The organism is Siminovitchia fordii DSM 16014 = CIP 108821 (genome assembly GCF_000374565.1).
Taxonomy (GTDB): Bacteria; Bacillota; Bacilli; order Bacillales; family Bacillaceae_C; genus Siminovitchia; species Siminovitchia fordii.
This window is the reverse complement of the sequence record NZ_KB894685.1, coordinates 537410-561076: the sequence shown is the minus strand read 5'-3', so window position 1 is coordinate 561076 and position 23667 is coordinate 537410. Positions and strand designations below refer to the sequence as shown.

Annotated in this window: 18 protein-coding genes, 1 tRNA gene, 3 pseudogenes and 1 riboswitch; all 22 genes and pseudogenes read left to right on the top strand. The window is 40.6% G+C overall.

Annotated elements, in window-relative coordinates; translation table 11 throughout:
• Positions 1 to 68: 68 nt before the first annotated feature.
• The 22 genes and pseudogenes from C509_RS0102785 (at position 69) to C509_RS0102680 (ending at position 23640) form a co-directional block, all read left to right on the top strand.
• A complete protein-coding gene (locus C509_RS0102785) occupies positions 69 to 965 on the top strand; it encodes a Vgb family protein (protein ID WP_018705381.1) in 897 nt (298 codons plus the stop codon).
• 2 nt (positions 966 to 967) lie between these two features.
• Positions 968 to 1151 (top strand): annotated as a pseudogene (locus C509_RS26845) (hypothetical protein); the annotation flags it as partial.
• 272 nt (positions 1152 to 1423) lie between these two features.
• Positions 1424 to 1496: transfer RNA gene (locus C509_RS0102780), tRNA-Val, on the top strand.
• 173 nt (positions 1497 to 1669) lie between these two features.
• The gene (locus C509_RS0102775) at positions 1670 to 2578 is read left to right on the top strand and encodes an EamA family transporter (RefSeq protein WP_018705380.1); all 909 of its coding nucleotides are present in this window, start codon (positions 1670 to 1672) and stop codon (positions 2576 to 2578) included.
• A 61-nt stretch (positions 2579 to 2639) separates the two neighbouring features.
• Entirely contained in the window at positions 2640 to 3368 is a 729-nt protein-coding gene (gene nfsA / locus C509_RS0102770) for an oxygen-insensitive NADPH nitroreductase (protein ID WP_018705379.1), read from the top strand.
• Between the two features lie 206 nt (positions 3369 to 3574).
• Positions 3575 to 3659, top strand: a riboswitch (cyclic di-GMP riboswitch).
• A 74-nt stretch (positions 3660 to 3733) separates the two neighbouring features.
• The gene (locus C509_RS0102765; RefSeq protein WP_018705378.1) at positions 3734 to 4456 is read left to right on the top strand and encodes an EAL domain-containing protein; all 723 of its coding nucleotides are present in this window, start codon (positions 3734 to 3736) and stop codon (positions 4454 to 4456) included.
• Positions 4457 to 5093: 637 nt separating this feature from the next.
• Positions 5094 to 6416, top strand: a complete 1323-nt coding sequence (locus C509_RS27165) for a globin-coupled sensor protein (protein ID WP_018705376.1) — start codon at positions 5094 to 5096, stop codon at positions 6414 to 6416.
• A gap of 133 nt (positions 6417 to 6549) precedes the next feature.
• Positions 6550 to 8145 carry a methyl-accepting chemotaxis protein gene (locus C509_RS0102750; protein ID WP_018705375.1) on the top strand — a complete coding sequence of 532 codons (1596 nt, stop codon included), beginning with the start codon at positions 6550 to 6552 and terminating at the stop codon, positions 8143 to 8145.
• Between the two features lie 450 nt (positions 8146 to 8595).
• Positions 8596 to 8769: a hypothetical protein gene (locus C509_RS25950; RefSeq protein ID WP_018705374.1), complete on the top strand. Its 174-nt coding sequence runs from the start codon at positions 8596 to 8598 to the stop codon at positions 8767 to 8769.
• 18 nt (positions 8770 to 8787) lie between these two features.
• Positions 8788 to 10389, top strand: a complete 1602-nt coding sequence (locus C509_RS0102740) for a methyl-accepting chemotaxis protein (RefSeq protein ID WP_018705373.1) — start codon at positions 8788 to 8790, stop codon at positions 10387 to 10389.
• A gap of 409 nt (positions 10390 to 10798) precedes the next feature.
• A pseudogene (locus C509_RS27425) lies at positions 10799 to 11308 on the top strand (MCP four helix bundle domain-containing protein); the annotation flags it as partial.
• A 138-nt stretch (positions 11309 to 11446) separates the two neighbouring features.
• Positions 11447 to 12400 (top strand): annotated as a pseudogene (locus tag C509_RS27420) (methyl-accepting chemotaxis protein); the annotation flags it as partial.
• A gap of 272 nt (positions 12401 to 12672) precedes the next feature.
• Positions 12673 to 13116, top strand: a complete 444-nt coding sequence (locus C509_RS0102725; protein ID WP_018705370.1) for a chemotaxis protein CheW — start codon at positions 12673 to 12675, stop codon at positions 13114 to 13116.
• A gap of 30 nt (positions 13117 to 13146) precedes the next feature.
• Positions 13147 to 14733, top strand: a complete 1587-nt coding sequence (locus tag C509_RS0102720; RefSeq protein WP_018705369.1) for a methyl-accepting chemotaxis protein — start codon at positions 13147 to 13149, stop codon at positions 14731 to 14733.
• A gap of 73 nt (positions 14734 to 14806) precedes the next feature.
• Positions 14807 to 15232, top strand: coding sequence for a chemotaxis protein CheW (locus tag C509_RS0102715; RefSeq protein ID WP_018705368.1), 426 nt, complete (start codon positions 14807 to 14809; stop codon positions 15230 to 15232).
• A gap of 13 nt (positions 15233 to 15245) precedes the next feature.
• Positions 15246 to 17339: a chemotaxis protein CheA gene (locus C509_RS0102710; RefSeq protein ID WP_018705367.1), complete on the top strand. Its 2094-nt coding sequence runs from the start codon at positions 15246 to 15248 to the stop codon at positions 17337 to 17339.
• 26 nt (positions 17340 to 17365) lie between these two features.
• Positions 17366 to 17725 carry a response regulator gene (locus C509_RS0102705; RefSeq protein ID WP_018705366.1) on the top strand — a complete coding sequence of 120 codons (360 nt, stop codon included), beginning with the start codon at positions 17366 to 17368 and terminating at the stop codon, positions 17723 to 17725.
• A gap of 232 nt (positions 17726 to 17957) precedes the next feature.
• The gene (locus C509_RS0102700) at positions 17958 to 18749 is read left to right on the top strand and encodes a CheR family methyltransferase (protein ID WP_018705365.1); all 792 of its coding nucleotides are present in this window, start codon (positions 17958 to 17960) and stop codon (positions 18747 to 18749) included.
• An 11-nt stretch (positions 18750 to 18760) separates the two neighbouring features.
• On the top strand, positions 18761 to 19837 hold the full coding sequence (locus tag C509_RS0102695; protein ID WP_018705364.1) for a protein-glutamate methylesterase/protein-glutamine glutaminase: 1077 nt from the start codon (positions 18761 to 18763) through the stop codon (positions 19835 to 19837).
• A 147-nt stretch (positions 19838 to 19984) separates the two neighbouring features.
• Positions 19985 to 21577 carry a methyl-accepting chemotaxis protein gene (locus C509_RS0102690; protein WP_018705363.1) on the top strand — a complete coding sequence of 531 codons (1593 nt, stop codon included), beginning with the start codon at positions 19985 to 19987 and terminating at the stop codon, positions 21575 to 21577.
• A gap of 442 nt (positions 21578 to 22019) precedes the next feature.
• Positions 22020 to 23090, top strand: a complete 1071-nt coding sequence (locus tag C509_RS0102685) for a tartrate dehydrogenase (RefSeq protein ID WP_018705362.1) — start codon at positions 22020 to 22022, stop codon at positions 23088 to 23090.
• Positions 23091 to 23127: 37 nt separating this feature from the next.
• On the top strand, positions 23128 to 23640 hold the full coding sequence (locus C509_RS0102680) for a flavin reductase family protein (RefSeq protein WP_018705361.1): 513 nt from the start codon (positions 23128 to 23130) through the stop codon (positions 23638 to 23640).
• Positions 23641 to 23667: the final 27 nt, after the last annotated feature.

The window sequence follows — 23667 nt, the reverse complement described above, 5'->3', positions numbered from 1 at the left end:
TATCTCTAAAAACGAGATAGGAGCTTTTTGTTTTAAAATTTAATTTTAAAAAACACGGAGGGGTTAGAGTGGAATATAAATTACAAGAATTAAATCTTGCCAACCAAGATACGGGGCCATACGGAATAACTGTTTCAGATAAGGGGCAAGTCTGGGTTACACTACATAAAGCAAATAAGATAATTTGCATCGATGTAGATGAAAAAATGACAGAGTACTCATTGCCGACACCAGATGCCAAAGTGTTGTGTTTAACAGTATCTTCAGAAGGTGATGTCTGGTTTACTGAAAATGCAGCAAACAAAATTGGAAGGATTACAAAAGAGGGGATTATTACTGAGCATACATTGCCTTACCCAAATTCAAAACCCTTTGGTATTACAGAAGGGCCAAATGGAGATATATGGTTTACAGAAATGGATGGAAACCGTATTGGACATATTACGGAAGACGGTAAAATTCGTGAATATGAGCTACCCAATAAAGGTTCTTACCCTTCTTATATCACTCTAGGGCCAGATAATGCCTTGTGGTTCACAGAAAATCAAAATAATGCTATTGGTAGAATTACAGAAGATGGACAGATTACGGAGTTTAAAATTCCTACACCTGCATCAGGACCGGTAGGTATTACAAAGGGAAACGATGATGCTCTATGGTTTGTAGAAATTATCGGTAATAAAGTAGGGCGAATAACTACCTCTGGAGAAATTACTGAATTCAAAATTCCAACGCCAAATGCTCAGCCTCATGCAATTATTGCTGGATCAGGAACGGATTTATGGTTTACAGAATGGGGGGCTAATAAAATAGGAAGGTTGACAAGCAATAAAGTTATTGAGGAATATCCAATTCAAACTGCAAATGCTGAACCGCATGGTATTTCTAGTGTCGATGGTGAAACCATTTGGTTTGCATTGGAATGTGACAAGATTGGAAAGTTAACTTTAACTAATGAAAAGTAGGGATGAATCTTTTACTTTCAAGCAATCACCATGGGCCTGATCCAAAAGAGATATTTCCGATATAAGGAAATCGGAATCTTCAATTTACAAAACCTTCGATAAAAAAATATTTTGGTGGGGGATATTCTGATTTACAATAGTAAACTAGGAAAATCCTTTAAGGATCCAGTCCTATATCAATATAAATGAAATAGAGAATAGGACTTGTCAATTGGTCCTTGAACAACCTTGGCGATTGTGGAGGAATCGGGAGGATATAATAACATACACTATGAAAAATTAAGCCCGTTCAGCGCCGGGCTTTTTAATATATAGCGTTTTATAGCAAGATAAGATAGGTTATTGAGGAATACATTTGACCTTCATAGGGTGGTGCACATTAAAAAATTTAAGAATAATAGTTGACATTATTTGATAGCTGTTATATATTATTAATTGTCGACTTGATATTGTTTTTTGATTCCGTAGCTCAGCTGGGAGAGCGCCACCTTGACAGGGTGGAGGTCGCTGGTTCGAACCCAGTCGGAATCACTACTGAAAAGAAGCGTTTAACCCTAAATACAAGGGTTAGGCGCTTTTTTTCTGCTGATTTCGCCGATGAATCGTCACGAACCCCCAAAAGAAATTTCAGCTATTCTTGTTTCGGATTTATCATACCTCCAGCAGAATAACTATATTAACAGGCAGGAGAGATCAATGACATCATGTGGTTTATTTTTTCTATATTAACAGCTGTGTCCTGGGGAGCAGCAAATCTTTTTTACAAGAAAGGCTCTGACAGCAGTGACAAATACAGCCACCTTAAAATTGTGACAATGGTTGGTTTTGTCATGGGTATTCATGCCGTTCTGTATATGTTGATTAAAGGAGTCAGTTTCGATCCTTTTGATATGGTCAGATATTTTCCGGTTTCGGCCATGTACATTTTGTCGATGACTATCGGCTACATAGGATTAAGGTATATTGAGTTGTCGATAGCTGCACCTGTGCAAAACTCTTCTGGAGCCGTCAGTGCGCTTTTATTATTTATATTTTTTCCGCGGGAAATGAGTTTTATAGAAATTTCAGGAATTATTGTCGTGACAGTGGGTGTGATTGGGCTTGCTATTATGGAGAGGCAGGCTGACACGGCAGCTCTACAGGCGAGTAATGAAATCATTGAGAAGAAGTATCAGATTGGTGTGTTAGCCATTACTTTCCCCATTCTATACAGTTTGATTGATGGTTTGGGAACATTTGCGGACGGGATATATTTGGATGAATTGAAACTAATCAGTGAAGACTCAGCTCTATTGGCATATGAGTTCACCTTTCTCGTTGCGGCAGTCCTTTCCTACCTTTATGTAAAAATAATCAGGAAGGAATCATTCGTCATTTTTAAAGAACACGATAAAGGATTGGCTGCCATACTGGAAACGACAGGTCAATTTTTTTATGTGTTCGCAATGGCAGGAAATGCAATAATTGCTGCACCACTTATTGCTGCACATGGGATTTTTTCGGTGATTTTATCGCGAATTTTCTTGAAAGAAGTTCTGACCATCCGGCAATATTTCATGATAGCAATTGTCATGCTGGGAATAATATTCTTGGGGATTACCGAAGGTGGATGATTTCAATGCCTTTTATTATTTGATATGATGAAAATAATGAACCATTTGAAAGGAAGATATTATGCTGGATTTATTAACATCGCACGCTTCAGTCCGTAAATATAAAGATGTGCCGATTTCGGACGAAACTTTCCATGAAATGCTTCATGCTGCTCAGCATGCGGCCAGCTCCAATTTTGTCCAAGCTTATTCCGTCATACGGGTGAAGGATCCGGTTAAAAGAGACAAGCTGGCAGAGCTGTCGAAAAACCGTAAACAATATGATTCAGCCGCCTTGCCACTTGTTTTTTGTGCAGACCTGAAGAGATTGGAGTACGCAGCGTCTCTTCATGGAAAAGAGATTCTGGCCGGGGCAGCGGAAAGCTTTCTGGTTGCCGTTATAGATACGGCACTGTTTGCACAAAACTTTGTTGTGGCTGCTGAATCGAAAGGATATGGCATTTGTTATATCGGAGGTGTTAGGAATAATCCGGAGCTGATTAGCGAGATGTTGGAACTGCCGGATCATGTCATCCCACTGTTCGGCATGACAATAGGTGTACCTGAAGAAACGAACGAAGTGAAGCCACGCCTTCCTGTGGATGCAATTTTACATGAAGATACATATGATGCAAGCAAATATGAAAAGATTCTTAAAGAATATGATTCGACCATGGAAGAATATTACCGCAATCGTTCCGCCAACAATAAAAACAGCGGGTGGACAGACGCCATGGCTGCCTTCCTGTCTGAACCGCGCAGGACATATATGCTGGAATTCCTGCAATCAAAAGGATTTTTAAAAAATTAATAGTTCTAAAGACCTTCCCAGTTTTTTAATAACTGGGATTTTTTTATGAGAAATTTTATTTATTTCTTATTATTGGTAGATAAAAATGCCGTGTATCCGGAGTTCATTTCATGCAAAAGGATTTGGGAAAATCACAGATTTTTGTCAAAAGACTAGGAATTTTGTTGTGTTTTGTTATAATAGCATTGATAATCAATTCATTATTTTCCAGATAAAGGCAAACTTATTGAAAAATAAGGACGCAAAGCTACGGACCTAAGGCTTTATGACTATGGTGGCCGAGTTACCAAAGGAAATTGGACTCTATAGGTGGGCCCTTTTTTCCTGGGCCTGCCTTTTTTGTATTGATGAAGGGTGGTATGAAGTTGTCGATTAATAGCTTTGTCCAAACGGAGCAGTTCTTTCATTTTTTTCAACCAATTTTCGATTTAGAGAAAAGTAGAAAGGTTGGATATGAAGCACTGTTAAGAACAAAGGCATATCCAAATCCCGAAATTATTTTCCAAATGGCCAAAAAAGAGAACCAGCTTTATGAAATGGATTCCCGGTCTATCCAAAAAGCCATTTCAAGCTTCCGTATGGCAGGTTCAACGAGTGAATATGGCCGATTGTTTTTAAATATCTTTCCGTCGACGATTTTAAATTCAAGTTTCCCGTCTTTTCTCGACCGAATTTTGGCTGATTCCAATCTGGATCATCAACGAGTAGTCCTTGAGATATCTGAATCTGAGATTATTGAAGATGTGATCAGTTTTAAAAAGCGGCTATCTGAACTTAGAAGGGACGGATTCTTAATAGCAATGGATGATATAGGAACAGGTTACTCAAGCGTTGAATCTATTATTGAATTTGAACCTGATTACCTAAAACTGGATCGCTACTTTGCACAAGATTTACATAAGTCCCAAAAAAAGCAGGAGTTTATCTCGGTTTTTAAAAATTTTTGTGAAAAAACAAAAAGTCAGCTTATTTTAGAAGGTGTGGAAGTCGAAGAGGAGCTCCAAGTGGCAAAAGCATTGGGTATTTCGATTGCTCAAGGATATTTTCTCGGAAAACCGGCTGTTCTAAAGAACTGCCTATTAATCTAGTTTCTCTTGCACTCTAGCAGAACAATACCAGTATAGGATTAAGGAGTTACAGATGTCAGCAATAAAAAAATATGACAGGTTTAGTATACTGTCATCACAGTTTCCATTTAAGAATATTCCCGTTCACAGTCCCGAGTATGATTCGTTAAATAGAATTTTTCATTTTCTGCTTGAAAATACAGACGTATACTATCTCTTTTTTTTAAAGGAAGAAACGTTGATTCAGTATCTTAAGTATCACCAATCAAAGCAATTTAAAATTATATCTTTTACCCAGGCAATAAGTGATATTAAAATTTTTACTCTGTATCTAAAAAATAATAAAGAAATAAATAAAGAGATAAAGTTTGATGTATCCTTGCAAAATTACAATTTATGGATAAACCTATAGGAACAATCTTACTCTAAAGAGAGAAGGCACGTTTGATATGTGTCCCAGACCATGGGTGTAGGTATTTAAACCTATGACTTTTTGATGCTGTACAAATGGAGATATTCATAATTCTCTATAAAGATTGTCAAAAAGTAGCCGATACATACAGTTGTAGATGCGAATAAAGATAAAACGGGATTTTAGACCCATTACGAAAAGAAGGAATATTTTTATAAACGCAATCGGCTAAGAGGAGGACGACACATGAGTTTTTTTGGACTGGGCAAGTCGAAAAAGAAGGAAGCTGAACTTAATCTCAATGAGGTAGTAAATCTCAACGAAGCAGGAAATATGAAATTGGAGACCAAAATAAAGGATGCTTCCATATTGGATAAAATAAGCATGATTCATCTTTCTGACAAAGATATGAAGCTCCTCAAAAGTATCCAACCTTTGATAGAAGCAAATATCGATCGGTTGGTAGAAGATTTCTATACGATTGTTATGAATGTTGAAAGCTTAAAAGTCATCATTGATGAGCATTCCACTGTCGATCGGCTAAGGAAAACATTAAGGGTCCATATTATTGAGATGTTCGAAGGGAATATTGATCAAAGCTTTATAGAAAAGCGTTTGAAAATCGCAAAGGTCCACTATGAGATCGGATTAGAGCCCGCATGGTATATGGGGTCATTTCAAAGCATTCACGATACGATCACTAATTTGGCCTTTAAGGACATAAAAGATAGAAGAAAGCTTAAAGCTGTCCTTTCCGCTGTCAATAAAATCTTAAGCTTGGAACAGCAGATCGTCCTTGAAGCTTATGAACGGGAAAATATGAAAAAATTAAATGCTCAGTTTGAAGAGGGGAAAGTCTATCTCAAAAACAAAATGACTTCTGTAAGTGAAGGACTGGTTGCTCTGGCCGAACAGACCCAGGCATCAGTCGTCACTTTGAGCACAAATATCCGTGAAGTGAATCAAACGACAACTGAAAGCAATGAACAAGCGATTTTGGCTAAAAATTATGCAGACGAGGGCCAAAACAAACTGAAGGAATTGTTGGACAAAATCAGTGTCATGGACAAGTATTCGAGGGATATGATCGAAAGCATCCACCGCCTCGGTGAATCATCCGATCAAATTTCCAGTGTCATCCACATTGTTCAAGATATTGCAGAACAGACAAACATATTGGCGCTGAATTCCGCTATTGAAGCTGCAAGGGCAGGCGAACATGGAAGAGGCTTTGCCGTGCTTTCTCAAGAAGTGCAAAGCCTTGCAGAACAAACGAAAAATTCCATTTCTCAAATCCATGAACTGATTTCCAACTCCAACCTATATAAGGAGCGGGTGATAGAATCGCTGAAACATGTTGAAGAAGCCTTGATGTCAGGTATTGCAACTTCTGAGCATACTCATGAGGCATTTCAGAATATTGCCCAGTCCATCCAGCAAAACAGCACGACGAATATGAAAGTGCAGGAACAAATGGATCAGCTCGTTGCGGTTATCAATGAAATTGAAAATGCTTCATCCGTTGTTACATCATCAGCTGAACAATTGAACGAAGCGGCAATGGCATAGTTTTTAGAGGTGCGATTATAATCGGATTGAATGAGAATGAACAACCAAATTCTTTTACCCCTCTTGGGGGTTTTTTTGTGAATCGACTTTAAAGTGAATAAAGAAAACATCACGAACAGGAAGGTGAGCCTTAATGAAACGATTAAAATGGTTTTTAAATCTTAAAACAGCGACGAAGCTTATATCCGCTTTTATATGTATCGCATTACTACAGGCTGGTGCCGGATACTTTGGTCTATCCGGCTTGGGAAAGGTCAATGATGATCTAGACCTTATCTATGATGAAAGCCTGAAACCCATTGAATACATGTCACAGGCACGAAATAATTTCCAAATATTAAGTTTAAAATGGCGGGACATTAACTTGATTGACTCACCGAACGAAAGAGCCGGCTTGCTGATGGATGTCAACACACTACGGGAAGAAATTACATATTATTTTGAGCTATACAGGAACAGGCCTTTAAACAAAAACCAGGAAAGGCTGCTGGAGACCTATGATAAAGTGTGGGAAGAATATAGCACCAAATATGATGAATCGGTCCAGCAAATTATCAATGGGAAAGGGGACTATAAATCCTATATGGGAGGGGACTTTAATAATCTCCAGCTCCAATTGCTTAGCATCATGAACCAATTGGTTGAATCGGATATGAAAAGAGCAGACAGGGCAAAAGAGGAAGCTGACAATGCACATGCGACAGCTAAAATCATTACACTTTCAAGTGTTATTATCACTCTTGCCATCTGTATTGCTTTCGGATTCTTCATTTCCCGTATCATATCCCGGCCGCTCAAACGTTTGGTCGGACTTGTGGAGAAGGTTGCTGATGGAGATTTGACGGAAACGGCAAATATAGACACGAAGGATGAGGTTGGAATTCTTGCTCAATCAGTCAACCGAATGGTCATGAATATCAGAGGGATGATCCAGAATATTTTAAGTGCATCGGAAAATCTGTCGGCATCTTCGGAGCAGGTATCCGCAAGTACTGAAGAAATAGCAAGCGCCAGTGCCAATCAGGCGAATGCTGCCCAAACGATGAATGAGCTGTTCAGGGAATTGGCTGAAGCCATCAATGCCGTTGCCCAGAATACAGAGCAAGCTGCTGATCTTTCGAACAAGACCATACAAATTGCACAGGACGGAGAAAAAGTGGTTTTGTCTTCTGTTGAAGGAGCCAATCTTGTCAGTGAGCAGATATCCCGCTTGGAAGACGATTCCAACAAAATTGGGGAAATCATCGAGGTTATAGATGATATTGCAGATCAGACGAATCTTCTTGCATTAAATGCTGCTATCGAAGCTGCCCGAGCCGGAGAACAAGGCAGAGGTTTTGCTGTAGTTGCAGACGAAGTCCGAAAACTTGCTGAAAGAAGCGGGGAGGCGACGAAACAAATCACCTCAATTATCGAAGGCATGCAGGAGAATACTGCGCACAGTGTAAAATCGGTGCAAGATGGGTTGGTTTATACGAAGCAATCTGGAGAGGCCTTTGAAAATATTATTCGGATGATCAACGAAACAGGCAACAAAGTGACAGAAATTGCGGGGGCGAGTGAGGAACAGGCTGCACAATCGGAAGAAGTGCTGTCATTCATCGAAAGCATTTCCGCCGCTACCGAGGAAGCAACAGCAAGCAGCCAAGAAACCGCGTTAACAACGCAAAATCTGATCGATTTGGCAGAAGAGCTGAATACATCCGTTGCAGCGTTTAAAATATCGTAATTTCCATAGCCTGGAAAAGTGGGAATGCGAATTGGCGGTTTACGCAAGTTGAGGGGTGTTAAGAATGCATGGGTCTACCCTGAAGGTGACTTGGCAAACGGCTGATAATCGAGCGAAGGATGAAAGGGGTACTCTTTCCCAGTCTGCCAATCATGATTTTTCAATATAAAGCATGGTCCCTATAGACACCCTCCGCGCAAGTTTCAGCAATACCGGAAGAAATTGCAGTGCCAATACCAACCAGGCGAACGTCCCTAACGTTGAACGACCTGTTCAGGGAATAAAGCGAGCTATGAGTATCCAATTTTACGAAACAAGCGGCTGAACTTTCGAATAAGACTATTCAGGTTACCATGACGGGGTAAAAAGAAGTGCTGTCTTTTGCGGAAGGTCCACGTAGTCAGTAAGCGAATGGCCATCCTGGATTAGGACTCCAAGGATTGGAAAAGTATGGATGACACTGATGACATTGTGAAACAGACAAATCCTCTGGCCTTGTATGCGGTGCTAGAAACTTTATTTTGGAGAATGAATCATTTGCGGCATACTGCTCCAAGAGTTTGTGAGAGCAGCCCGCATTATTTAATAGACCGTTCCCCAAGAATGGACATGGAAGGATTTTAAGTAAAGGGATGTGGTAGAATGCGTTGGTTTATCAATAGAAAAACTTCGTTCAAACTATTATCTGCTTTTATTTTTATAGGAATTATACTCGCAGGAGTAAGTATCTATGCAATGACGAATTTAAAAAAAGTTAATACCATTGGTTCCGATATGTATATACAGGCGTTGAAGCCAATGGAAAACATGGCTGTTGCCAAAAATGAGCTCTTGGAATTAAGAATCGCCTGGCGTGATATTGCTCTTGCAGACTCAAATGCGGATATTGATACAAAGATGGAAGAAATAAAAAACATCAGGGGGAAAGTTGAAGAAAATATTACAATTTATACCGATTCCTACGAGAATGAGTCTCCAGAAGCACAGCAGGACGCTCAAGAATTTTTTAACAAATTCATGTCGGATTTTGAATCATACAACAGTGTTTTTGACGATTCGGTCCAACAAGTTAAAAAAGATCGGAGCAGCTTCAAAAAACTGGATGCTGAATTAAACGGATACCACAGCAGGTTAACAACATATCTTGATGAAATATGGGAGGTGGATATGTCCATATCGGAAGAGGAACACCTTAAATCTGAAAGTATGTATTCCGTTACAATAAAAACGATGATTGCGATCGTAATATTAACACTTGCTGTTTGTATTGCCCTTGGACTCTTTCTCTCAAAAATCATTGCCCGTCCCCTAAATAACATGGCGGAACTGATGAAGAGGGTAGCTGAAGGGGATTTGACAGAAACGGCTGATATCGAGACAAAAGATGAAGTTGGGATATTGGCGCAATCGATCAATCATATGATTGCCAATGTAAAGGGAATGATCCAAAATATTTTAAGTGCAGCGGAAAATTTGTCGGCATCTTCAGAGCAGGTATCAGCAAGCACTGAAGAGATTGCGAGTGCCAGTGCCAATCAGGCGACCTCTGCCCAAACGATGAATGAACTTTTCAGAGAGTTATCAGAGGCGATCAACGCAGTTGCCCAGAATACGGAACAAGCTGCTCAACTTGCGAATAAGACGATAAAAATTGCACGGGACGGAGAAGAAGTTGTTCTGTCTTCCGTGGAAGGGGCTAACCTAGTCAGCGAACAAATGGCACGTTTGGAAGAAGATTCTAAAAGAATTGGAGAAATCATTGAAGTGATTGATGATATCGCGGACCAAACGAATTTATTGGCGTTGAATGCGGCGATCGAAGCTGCAAGGGCAGGAGACCAAGGCCGAGGTTTTGCGGTTGTCGCTGATGAAGTCCGTAAGCTTGCTGAAAGAAGCGGGGAAGCGACGAAGCAGATTACTTCCATTATCAAGGAAATGCAGGAAGCTACAATAACGAGCGTTAAATCAGTGGAAGAAGGGGCCTCCTTTACACAGCAGTCAGGTAAAGCTTTTGAACAAATTATTCATATGATTAATGAGACAGGGAACAAAGTAACAGAAATTGCCGGTGCAAGCGAAGAACAGGCAGCACAATCAGCGGAAGTTCTGACATTCATCGAAAGTATTTCGGCTGCAACAGAGGAAGCGACAGCAAGTAGCGAGGAAACAGTAGCAACTATGCAAAACTTGGTGGAACTTGCTGAAGAATTGAACATGTCAGTAGCATCTTTCAAGGTGAATTGAATAACATTTTCAAAAGTCCCGGTTGTTTACCGGGGCTTTGTTATATTTTATGAACAAAATATCTGTCATTTATTAAAAAACACTTCCTTATACCGATAAAGATAATGATAGTAAGGACGTTCTATAGTCATGAGGATTTAACAAATACTAGAAAAAATAAAATGGATAGAGGTAAGGACGGCTGTTAATAAGTAAAGGCGGAATTGTTCTACTATTGGAAAATGTTGGTGGGTAAGGAGGTTTATATAAAGCATAGTAATCTACTGAAAGAAGCCAATAAAGAATCTGATATATTCGACAGAAAGAGTTGAATGCTTCCGTGGCAGTTTTCAAGTCAGCATAAGTTTTAAACATCTAGTAAAAGCATGCTAAGAGAAGTGAAAATTTAAAAATAAAGGGATGTTAAATTATGCGTTGGTACCTAAATAGAAAAACATCATTCAAATTGTTATCAGCTTTTATATTAGTGGCTGTAATACTCGCCGGTGTAAGTATATATGCAATGCTTAGCATGAAGAAAATTCATAGCAACGTATGGATGACCTATGAAAAAACGTTAGTACCTATGAGTCATCTTACACAAGCCCAGATTGATTTGTATAAATTAGAGACTATTTGGCAAGACATTGCAATGTCTGATGCAAAGGCGGATAATTCAGGAAAATTAGAAGAAATAAAGAGCTTGAGACAGGATATTGAAAAAAATGTTAACATCTATGCTGATGCTTATTTGGATTTCGGAGAGGAAATACAGGAAAAAGGGAAAAGATTTCGCGAGGGATTCACCTCGAATTTTAATGAGTATAATAAAGCATATGATAATGCAATCCAAGCAATTTCCACTGACCGAGGAAGTTTTCAACAATATGATTCAGAATTAAATAAATCACATGAGGAAGTAGCTAACTATATTGAAGAAATCAAGGCAGTTGATATGGATATCAATCACGAAGGATATTTAGATTCAGGGAAGTTGTATTCCAACACAACAACCATTTTAATTACCATTTCAATTCTGACATTCGTGTTTTGTATCTTTCTTGGGCTGATCCTTACAAGAGTCATTGCTCGTCCGCTCAATGAAATGGCGAATCTGGTGGAAAAAGTTGCTGAAGGGGATTTGACCGAAACTTCCGATATCAAAACAAAAGATGAAGTTGGAAAACTGGCGCAGTCCTTCAATTCAATGGTTTTAAACTTAAGAGCAACAGTTCAAAACATTTTAAGTGCAGCAGAAAATCTTTCGGCTTCCTCCGAGCAGGTGTCTGCAAGCACCGATGAGATTGCTAATGCAAGTGCCAACCAGGCGAACGCAGCCCAAACCATGAACGAGCTGTTTAGGGAATTGTCTGACGCCATTAACGCTGTGGCACAGAACACCGAACATGCTGCGGAACTTGCGAACAAGACGATCAAAATTGCACAGGATGGGGAGAAAGTGGTGCTTTCTTCCGTTGAAGGAGCCAATATTGTCAGTGAGCAGATGACAAGATTAGAACGGGATTCTAATAGAATCGGGGAAATTATCGAAGTGATTGATGATATCGCGGATCAAACGAATCTATTGGCATTGAATGCTGCAATCGAAGCTGCACGGGCGGGAGACCAAGGTCGAGGGTTTGCCGTTGTAGCGGATGAAGTGCGCAAACTGGCAGAAAGAAGCGGGGAAGCGACAAAACAGATCACCACCATCATAAAGGAGATGCAGGAGAATACACATCAAAGTGTAGAATCCGTAGAAGAAGGGCTGGCCTTTACACAGCAATCTGGCGAAGCCTTCGAAGAAATTATCAACATGGTGAATGATACAGGAAACAAAGTAACGGAAATTGCTGGAGCTAGCGAAGAGCAGGCGGCACAATCGGCTGAGGTGCTGACGTTTATTGAGAGCATTTCTGCTGCAACAGAAGAAGCTTCGGCAAGCAGTGAGGAAACAGCTTCTACCGCAAATGCACTAACAGAGTTGGCAGAGGAATTGAACGCTTCGGTTGCATCTTTTAAAATAAATTGATTATCAGACATAAAAGCCCTGGTCTTGGATCGGGGCTTTAGTCTTGCTTGCTTTAAATATGCTGAAAAGTGAATTTTCCATGACTTATATAAAAAAAATCATACATATGCCGATAAAAACTATATCGGTCATTTATGAAAATAGTAATAAAGAATCCTATTTCTTAACAAAAAAAACTGGCGGTGAATCAAAAGTCCCGTGAAACTTGTACAGTCACTTGATGCAGTGACGAAGATGTATGATCAATTCAATTGAAAGGAGGAAGTTATATCTTGGGTTCGCAAGATGCACAATACGTCGTATTTGCCATTAATCAAAACCTTTATGCCATTTCGATTCATGATGTTTCGGAAATCATTCGGATGCAGACTGTCAAATGGGTGCCCAACTCACGTGAGGAGTTTCTGGGTGTTATTCATCTGAGAGAACATATCATTCCTATTATCAGTCTCCACCGGATTTTTTCTGAAGAAGAAAAAACAATTGATTCAAAAACAAGAATGATTGTTTTACAGACCAAAGGCCAAGAGTTTGGATTTGTAGTGGATGAGGTTGACCATGTCATGTTTTTATCAGATGAACATATCAGCCCTGCGCCGCACATGTCGCAAAGTGAATGGATCGACGGAGTATACCACCACGATGATAAAACGATCGCTTTGCTGAATTTACAGACCTTATTGCAGCAGGTCGATGTGCAAAAAGCTTTAAATTAATACAACTTAATAATGAGGAAGTGTCCAAGAGTGAAGTTTTTTAACTGGTATTACAATTTAAAAACAGCAACTAAAATCATATCTGTTTTTATTTTGATCGCTTTCATTCAGATTGGGGTCAATCTATATGGATTAAACAACATGAGCAAAATGAATAGCAGCATAGATGACATGTACAATGAACGAATGCAGCCGATGGACTATATTTATGATACCAGATTTCTCTTCCAGGAATTGAGAGTTAAGTGGCGGGATGCGAATACTAGTAATTCAAGTGAAGAGCTCATGAATGAGGTTAATAAAATCAGAGCTGACATTGATAAAAATTTAGAAATGTATAGCAAATCTGCCTTGACGGAAGATCAAAAAAAGCTTTTGGATGACTTTAGTCCAGCTTGGGCTGCATATAAAGAAGCATATGATAAGTCTATTTATGAAATCATTGATGAGAAAAAAGATTATAAAAGCTATATTGGTGGAGATTTACTAGCACATCAAAATGAGTTGCTTGAGATACTTTACCAGATGAAGGAATCTGGGCGGGGCATGGCCGAACAAGAACATAAAAATGCGGAGAAGATGTTCTCAAATACGCAAGTGACTATGATTACGGTAATCATTTTTATTTTTCTTTTTAGTATTGCCATGGGGCTGTCCACTTCCAGGGTTATTGTCCGCCCTCTAAGACAGGTCGTGGGTCTTGTGGAAAAAGTCGCTGACGGTGATTTGACCGAAACAGCGGATATCCAGACGAAAGATGAAGTCGGAATACTAGCCAAGTCTGTCAATACGATGGTGTTAAATTTGAGGGCCACAGTTCAAAACATATTGAGCGCTGCTGAAAATCTGTCGGCATCCTCTGCACAGGTTTCTGCAAGCACAGATGAAATTGCCAGCGCAAGCTCAAATCAGGCGAACGCCGCTCAGACGATGAACGAGCTGTTCAGGGAATTGTCTGATGCGATCAATGCAGTCGCCCAAAATACTGAGCAGGCAGCGGAACTTGCGAACAAGACGGTTCAAATAGCGCAGGCCGGGGAACAGGTTGTTCTTTCTTCGGTGGAGGGTGCCAACATCGTCGATGAACAGATTTCCAAACTGGAACATGAGTCAAACAGAATTGGAGAAATTATCGAAGTAATTGATGATATTGCTGACCAGACGAACCTTTTAGCCCTCAATGCAGCGATTGAAGCGGCCCGTGCAGGAGACCAGGGAAGAGGGTTTGCCGTTGTTGCAGAGGAAGTCCGTAAACTTGCGGAAAGAAGCAGTGAGGCAACGAAACAAATCACTCAGATTATCAAAGGGATGCAGGGAATTACGACGCTTAGTGTCAAATCTGTAAGGGAAGGACGTTCCTTTACTGAACAGTCAGGCGTCGCCTTTGAAAATATTATTCAAATGGTAAATGATACAGGAAATAAAGTGACGGAAATTGCCGGAGCGAGCGAAGAACAAGCGGCACAGTCGGCAGAAGTTCTCACGTTCATCGAAAGCATTTCCGCTGCGACTGAGGAAGCGACTGCAAGCAGTGAGGAAACTGCTTCTACAGCACAATCGCTCACCGATTTGGCAGAAGAATTAAATGCATCGGTTGCAGCTTTTAAAATCAAGTGACGTTACATTCACCCCCAATGGCTCAATTGGGGGTGAACTGTAAACGGCGAAAAAAATAAAGCAGGTGAGAAATATGGGGGAAGTAAGGCAGGAACAATACGTTGCCATCGGTGTAGGTACCGAAAAATATGCCATCAGAATTCATGATATTGAAGAAATTATCCGAATGCAGGAAATTACGAAAATACCTAATGTCCAAGCCCATATAAAAGGGGTCATCAACCTCAGGGGAAGGATCATTCCGATTGTCAGCCTACGCCATCGGTTCGGATTGAGTGAGGAAGAGTATTCAAAAGATACTCGTATTGTTGTCGTGAAATATACAGATGAAATGATTGGCATTGTTGTCGACAATGTCAGCCAAGTGACCACGTTTACAGATATTCAGCCTCCACCCGAAACATTTGGAGATATAAAAGGGTCATTTTTCTCCGGGATCGGACATGTAGATGAGGAACTGGTCAGTATACTAAATTTGGATAAAGTTCTCCAGCAATAGGCGGTGAAAAAATATGGATACATTTGATTTGAGTGAGTTTTTGGGAGTCTTTATTGACGAGGTGGATGAACAGCTGGATATTATCGACCAGGAGATACTTGTTCTGGAACAGGAAGGCGAGTCACCGGAAGTCATTCAGAGAATCTTCCGCGCTGCGCACACACTGAAAGGCTCTTCGGCCACGATGGGCTTCGAGGATATGACGAAATTGACCCATGAAATGGAGCATTTGCTTGATCATGTCCGAAACGGCAGATTGACAGTCACCCATGATTTGACTAATTTATTATTCAAATGCCTGGATGAATTAAAGCAATTGAAGGATGAAATTGTTTCGGGGCAGGAGGAAAGGACGGATATCACTCCGCTCATTGAAGAGGTGCAAAGTTTTTCCAGCGGTAAACTATCCGGGCAGAAAGAGGAAACTGCTCCCCGTAATAAGCTGTCTGCAGAATTTCAATCAAAGGCAGATTCTTTTATACAGCAAGGACTGAACATTTTTCAGCTGGATATTAACATTTCGGATGAATGCGAGATGAAGTCAGTACGTGCTTTTTTAATTCAAAATCAGCTGGAATCTGGCGGCACCGAAATTATTCAATCCGTACCGGACTTTGATCATCAAGAAAATCAAGAAGAAGATTACGCTAAACTCCAATTCCTTATTGCGACACAACAAAACAAAACGGAAATCTTAGACATTGTGGAATCGATGACTGATGTGGATCAGGTCGCCGTAAATGTTTTTGGACAGGAGACTGCCGCAGGTGAAATTGCTTCAGCAACAGCAGTGGAAAAAACAGCTATAGCTGCAAAGTCAACTGAAGAGGAGAAAAAGCCCCAGGAAAAAGAAGTGCAGCCTGCCGGTAAACCCGGACCGTCAAAAGCGGCAGAGAAAAAGCCGGCCCAAGGTCGGCAACAGGCTCAAACTATCCGAGTGGATGTAGGCCGTTTGGAGCACCTGATGAATCTGGTGGGTGAACTCGTCATTGACCAAACAAGAATCAGCCAAGTGAGCGGGTTACTCCATAATCGTTATACGGAAGATGATACCGTTGATGATCTGATACAGGTTTCCGATCATGTCGCTCGAGTAATCGGGGAACTGCAGGAAAGTGTAATGAAAGTGCGGATGCTTCCGATCAGACAGCTGTTCAGCAGATTCCCTAGGATGGTCCGTGACCTTGCACAAACACTTGATAAGGACATAGACCTTGTCATTGAAGGGCAAGAAACGGAATTGGACAGGACAGTCATTGAAAAAATCGGCGATCCTTTGATTCACCTGATTCGAAATGCTGTTGACCATGGGCTTGAATCAAAAGAAGACCGAATAAAAGCCAATAAACCTCCCAAGGGAGTATTGCGTATTACTGCCAGCCATGAAGAAAATCAGGTAGTCATCACTGTGGAGGATGACGGAGCGGGGATAGATCCTGAAAAAATGAGAGCATCAGCGGTAAAGAAAGGGGTCATCAGTGCTGAGGAAGCCGAAAAGCTGACTGATGATGAAGCTGCTTACCTCATTTTCCGTCCTGGTTTTTCCACTGCTAAAGAAGTGAGTGATGTTTCTGGCCGGGGAGTCGGGATGGATATCGTCCGAAGCCATATAGAGAGCTTGAACGGAATTATTGAATTGGACACAAAACTCGGCAAGGGCACTACTTTTAAAATCAAACTGCCTTTGACGTTGGCCATCATTACAGGATTGATCATCCGATTGGCTGACAGAACTTTCATTTTACCAATGAGCAATGTCGTTGAAATTGTCAGGATTCATCCTGATACAATACAAACAATTAAAGGCAAATCGATTGTGGTCGTCAGGGAGCAGGTATTACCTGTCGTGTGGCTTCATGATTTGCTCGAAATTCCGCGGACAGATCCGGGCAACAGGCAATTGCCCGTTGTTATCGTAGGAGTGGGAGAAAAAAGGATTGCTTTGATTGTCGATGAACTTCAGGGCAACCAAGAGATTGTCGTCAAGTCATTAGGAAAATATGTAGGAAAAATCAATGGAGTGTCTGGGGCTACAATTTTAGGGGACGGCCGTGTGGAATTAATTCTGGAAGTGGCCGGCATCAACCGAATGATCAATAATGTATAAATTCATAGATTGGAAGTGAGCATAATATGAAAATTTTAATTGTGGATGATGCTGCGTTTATGCGCATGACTTTGCGGAAAATGCTGGAAGAGTTCGGGCATGAGGTGATTGGTGAGGCAGTTGATGGAAATGACGCTGTGGAAAAATACAAGGAATTGAAACCGGATTTGGTTACGATGGATATCACCATGCCGAATAAGGATGGGATCACCGCTACAAAAGAAATAAAGCAATACGACCCGAAAGCAAAAGTTCTAATTTCCTCTGCCATGGGGCAGGAATCAATGGTTAAAGAGGCGATCATCGCAGGGGCAGTTGATTTTATTGTAAAGCCGATCAATCCTCAAAGAATGATGAACGCTGTAGCGAAAGCCGCTAAAAGCTAAATAAAGCAGGGGTGGATCAGCTGGCGTAAAGCATAATCTGCGAGACTGCGTTGCCCGTTTTCATTGAAAAAGGATTTTCTTTGAATAGCACCTCCTGCTTTTCTGGTAGGTAATTCAATTGAAGTGAAGGGGGCCGAGGTTCAAACATTATCCTCAGATTAACGATCGTTGGCACGGATACAGCAGAAATAAGTGTAATGTTTGAAAAGTTATAAAGGCTGAAGGTGAAGCAATGCTTGAAGTATTGGACAAAAACCAAGATTATGATTTGTTTATCCAAAGAATTAAGAAGCGGACAAATATAGATCTGCATTCATATAAAGAAGATCAGATGAAACGGAGATTGAATGCTTTAAAAAGCAGGAAAGGGTTCCGGACTTTTGATGATTTCTTTAAAGCGATGATGCAGGATGAAATGATATATAAAGAATTTTTAGATCATATGACGATCAATGTCACAGAATTTTTTCGTAACCCTTCCAGGTGGGACGTCTTGGAAAAGAAGATCATCCCTGAACTTTTAAAGGATAAAAAGAGGATTAAATGCTGGAGCGCCGCCTGCTCAACGGGTGAAGAGCCCTACAGCCTGGCCATGCTGCTTTCTTCTTTCCTAGACTGGAAAGATATTCGGATATTGGCTACAGACATAAATCAAAAGGTGATTGAACAAGCGAAATCCGGCGTGTTCAATACCGGGACGCTGAAAAACCTTTCTCATCAGAATCGGGAAAAGTTTTTTACTGATCAGGGGAGCCAGCATGTGATTTCAGATGAGGTCAAAAAAACCGTCCATTTTAAACGGCAAAATCTTTTGTCAGATCCATTTGAACAAGGATTTGATCTGATCATTTGCCGCAATGTACTTATTTATTTTACGGATGAGGCAAAAGATCATCTGTTTCATAAGTTCAGCAGGTCGTTGAATAAGGGAGGCTACCTTTTTGTTGGCGGCTCAGAGCAGATCTTTCAGCCACAGAGGTACCAGTTGAAAGAAGCTGACACATTTTTTTACAAAAAGATGTAGGTGAGATTGATATGGTAAAAATTAAGGTACTTATTGTAGACGATTCTATTTTCATGCGAAAGCTCATTTCCGACTTCGTTTCGAAGGATGATCGTTTGCAAGTGGCTGGAACAGCAAAGAACGGTCAGGAAGCTATTAAGCTGACGGCGGAATTAAAGCCTGATGTCATCACGATGGATGTGGAAATGCCCGAAATGGATGGGTTGACAGCTTTAAAGCATATTATGCAAACATTCCCGACTCCTGTGCTCATGGTGAGCTCTTTGACTGAAAAAGGAGCCTATGAAACGATAAAGGCCCTACAGCTTGGTGCAGTAGATTTTGTACAAAAGCCATCCGGTTCCGTTTCTTTGGATCTGTTTCGAGTAAAAGAAGAACTGATTGCCAAAATTAAGGCAGTCTCTAAAGCACGCCTATCAAAAACAGCTATTCCAGTCCGCCAGACACCTATCAGCCCGAAAGCAGGAGAGAAGGCTGCAAAAATAGAAAAGCAGCCAAAAAATGTGACGGATTTTAAGCAGCTGTTTGCCATCGGGACCTCTACAGGAGGTCCGAAAGCACTGGAAACTGTCATAACAGGGTTGCCTGCTAATTTCAAGGACCCTGTTCTAGTAGTTCAGCATATGCCTCCAAAATTTACAGAGTACTTGGCGAAACGACTGGATGGCATTTCCAATGTGAATGTAGTTGAAGCCCAGAATAATCAAATCATAAGTGGCGGGACGGTTTATATTGCTCCTGGAGATTTCCATATGGAAGTACGTCAAAGAGGCAATCAATACAGAATTGTTCTGAATAAAGAGCCACATTGCAATGGTCATCGTCCTTCCGTTGATGTTTTATATGATTCTGTAAGCAGACTCGCCGGATTGAAACGCCACTATATCATTATGACAGGCATGGGTGGTGATGGAGCCGAAGGGATGAAAAGGGCTAAAACGACGGGTGCAGCTTTTTCGACTATTGCCGAGTCCGAAGAGACTTGCATCGTTTACGGGATGCCAAAAACAGCAGTGAATTTGGGATGTGTCGACCACATTCTGCCGTTGAACCGTATTTCTTCCAAAATGATAGATTTGACAAAATAAATTTGCTTATTACATATTGTGAATCTGCTCTCGGTAAATCCGGGAGCCTATCTTTATCGTGAATTTTTTCACTTTTTATTTTGTTTAGAATTAATAGTCTTGGTGGTTTGGCATGGAAGGTAGAAATTTTAAAGGGGGTATTGAGGAATGAAGTTTCTTTCGGGCTTCCTGAATTTGAAAACATCCTTGAAATTATTATTCGCTTTTATTCTAATTGCCTGTATACAAATAGGAGGTGGATTTTTTTCAGTATATAACATGGGGAAATTGAATGAAAATACGGAAAATATGTATGGTGAAAGTCTTCAACCAATTCAAAATTTGAATGAGACAAGATATCTTTTTCAAGAGTTGAAGGTGAACTGGCGTGATATTTTTATAAGTGTCTCCAGCAAAGAAAGGACAAAACTATTAGATGATGTTAAGGCAGCCAGAAGTGAAATTAATCGAAATATTGAGCTGTATAGCAAAACTTCATTAAATAAAGAACAGAAAGAATTGCTGGATAAATTCCAAGTCGAGTTAGAGAAGTATAACAGGGAGTATGATAGATCTATAGAAGTGATTATAAAAAATGATACGGGCTATTATAATCAAATGAACTTGAACAAACTGCAAATTGAATTGGGCATCATTATTAATAAATTGATTGAAATCAACACCGCCGACGCGGAAAATGAGAATATTGATTCCGGAAAAACGTATACAATGGTGAAAAATATTACACTTTTTAATATCACATTGACCTTTATACTGTGTATCGCTTTTGGAATTCTCATTTCACGAGTCATTTCTAAACCGCTCAATCAAGTTGTCGACCTGGTAGAAAAGGTGGCTGACGGTGATCTGACAGAAACGACTAATATTCATACGAAGGATGAAATTGGAATATTAGCACAATCTGTCAATCGAATGGTAGTCAATTTGAGGGGCATGATTCAAAACATATTGAATGCCGCGCAAAATCTGTCGGCATCCTCAGAGCAGGTGTCTGCAAGCACTGTGGAGATTGCCAGCGCCAGCGCTAATCAGGCAAATGCCGCACAAACAATGAATGAACTGTTTGGGGAGCTATCGGATGCGATTCACTCCGTTGCAAAAAATACGGAGCAGGCAGCTTTGTTGTCAAATGAGACAATCAAGATAGCGCAGGATGGGGAAAAAGTGGTGCTGTCTTCCGTTGAAGGTGCCCATGTTGTTAGTGACAAGATGATCACTTTGGAACAGAATTCCAATAGAATCGGAGAAATTATCGAAGTGATCGATGATATCGCTGATCAAACGAATCTTTTGGCATTGAATGCGGCAATTGAAGCGGCAAGGGCAGGAGAGCAGGGAAGAGGTTTCGCTGTTGTGGCAGATGAAGTCCGCAAGCTCGCGGAAAGAAGCGGGGAAGCGACAAAGCAGATTACCTCCATCATCAAAGACATGCAGGAAAACATGGTAATGAGTGTGAAATCAGTACATGAAGGGCTTGCTTATACACAAAAATCAGGTGAAGCCTTTGAAGAAATTATCAAAATGGTCAGAGACACAGGCAAGAAAGTGACGGAAATAGCCAGTGCCAGTGTGGAACAAGCAGCTCAATCGGCCGAAGTTCTTGGTTTCATCGAAAGTATTTCAGCCACGACAGAAGAGGCAACAGCGAGCAGTGAAGAAACCGCTTCCAGTGCCCGCGCATTGGCAGAACTGGCGGAAGAATTGAATGCGTCGGTGGTTGATTTTAGGCTAAACGATTGAAATAAAAAACAAATTGATATTCTCAGGTCTTAATTGGTTTCGTTTTTTTGACGGCTTCTTCTTTCCTCGTCTCTCTTAAATGAAACGAAGGTAAGGGACATTGCGAAATACAGCCAACCTAAAAAGGAAAGTATAGGAGTAACAAAAGCTCTTGGAAAAAATGATTTTAAAAAGGAATACCTGGAAAACCCCTCTTTACAATCAAATTATTTCATAACAGTTGAATAGTAAGGAAGTAATATGTAAGAAATAAAGGGAGTGGAATTGTTCGTACCAGTTACAATGGAAAAATAACCCGGGAACTTGTAAGGGACAGAAGTAAAGAGAACACTGCAATCGGAATGAGTGGAAGGCTTGCTGCAAAAAGCAAGTCTTTCTCACTTTCTTTTGATAAAATAGAAATGATTATCTACTCAAATAATAGATGAAAGAGTTGAAGAGGATGGAAAACCTGAAAATAGCTGTCATTCCGGGGGATGGAATCGGTCCCGAAGTCATTACTGAGGGTATTAAAGTTTTAGAAAAAGCTGCAGAGTTGGATGGCCGGATTCAGTTTGAATTTACTCAGTTTCCCTGGGGTTGTGAATATTATCTTGAGCATGGCAGAATGATGGATGAAGATGGGATTGACCGTTTAAGGGATTTTGATGCAATTTTTTTGGGTGCTGTCGGTTATCCAGGAGTTCCAGACCATATTTCCCTTTGGGATTTACTTTTGCGAATCAGAAAAGAATTTGACCAGTATGTGAATATCCGCCCCATTCAACTTTTGAATGGAGCTCCTTGCCCTTTAAAAGGGGGCAATAAGGAAAAAATAGACATGTTATTTATCCGGGAAAACAGTGAAGGTGAATATTCGGGGGCAGGTGACTGGCTTTTTAAAGGAAAGCCTGAAGAAGTCGTCCTACAGACAGGTGTTTTTTCAAGAAAAGGAACAGAACGGATTATCCGCTATGCCTTTGAAACAGCAAAAGAAGCTGGAAAAACGGTGACTAGCATCAGTAAAGCAAACGCACTTAATTATTCCATGGTCTTTTGGGATGAAGTGTTTGAAGAAGTGAGCAAAGATTACCCTGAAATCCAGACTTATTCATATCTTGTCGATGCGGCGGCCATGCATATGATCACAGATCCCGAGCGCTTTGAAGTAGTTGTTACTTCAAATTTGTTCGGAGATATATTAACTGACGTAGGCGCTGCTCTCGCAGGAGGGATGGGACTTGCTGCAGGCGCGAATATCAATCCTGAAAGAAAGTACCCTTCCATGTTCGAACCTGTTCACGGCTCGGCTCCTGATATCGCTGGCAAAGGGATTGCCAATCCATTGGCAACAGTCTGGTCAGCCAGCCAAATGTTTGACTTTTTCGGCTATAGTGACATAGGGGAAAAACTGCTGCAGGCAATTGAGATACTTTTGGAAGAGAAAGAAGTACTTACTCAAGATCTTGGTGGTATCGCAACTACATCGGAGGTTGGCGACCGTGTCGCCCAAATATTAAAAGGGCTTTTCTAAAACAACCGTGTAAATAGAAAAAGGAGAGAGGATCATTATGTCAAAAGAAGAGAAACAGCAATTATTCAAAGAAGCTCTTGGAAACTATCCAACAGGTGTCACGATTGTGACTGCTGCTACAAAAGATGGAACTCCAGTAGGTCTGACCGTTAATTCATTTGCATCCGTATCATTAGATCCTTTACTTATTTTATGGTCAGTCGATCATCGCGTATCTTCCAAAGATACTTTTATCAATGGAGAAAAATTTGCAGTACATATTTTGGCTGCGGATCAGGTGGATCTTTGCAAAACGTTTGCCACACCGAATGTCGACCGTTTCAGCAATTGCAGCTGGAACATGTCAGACCACAATATCCCTATTATTGATGGGGCTTTTGCTGTCCTTCAATGCAGGCTGCACCAAGCTGTGGAAGCAGGAGACCATACGATTATCATTGGAGAAGTACTTGATATCGACATTGAAAATCGGGATCCGATGTTATATCACAGAAGAAATTTCGGCTCTATTCCAGCTCAATTTTATACAGACATCGATGAGAGGAAATAGCTGTATCAGATGTTTCGGAGGTTTTTT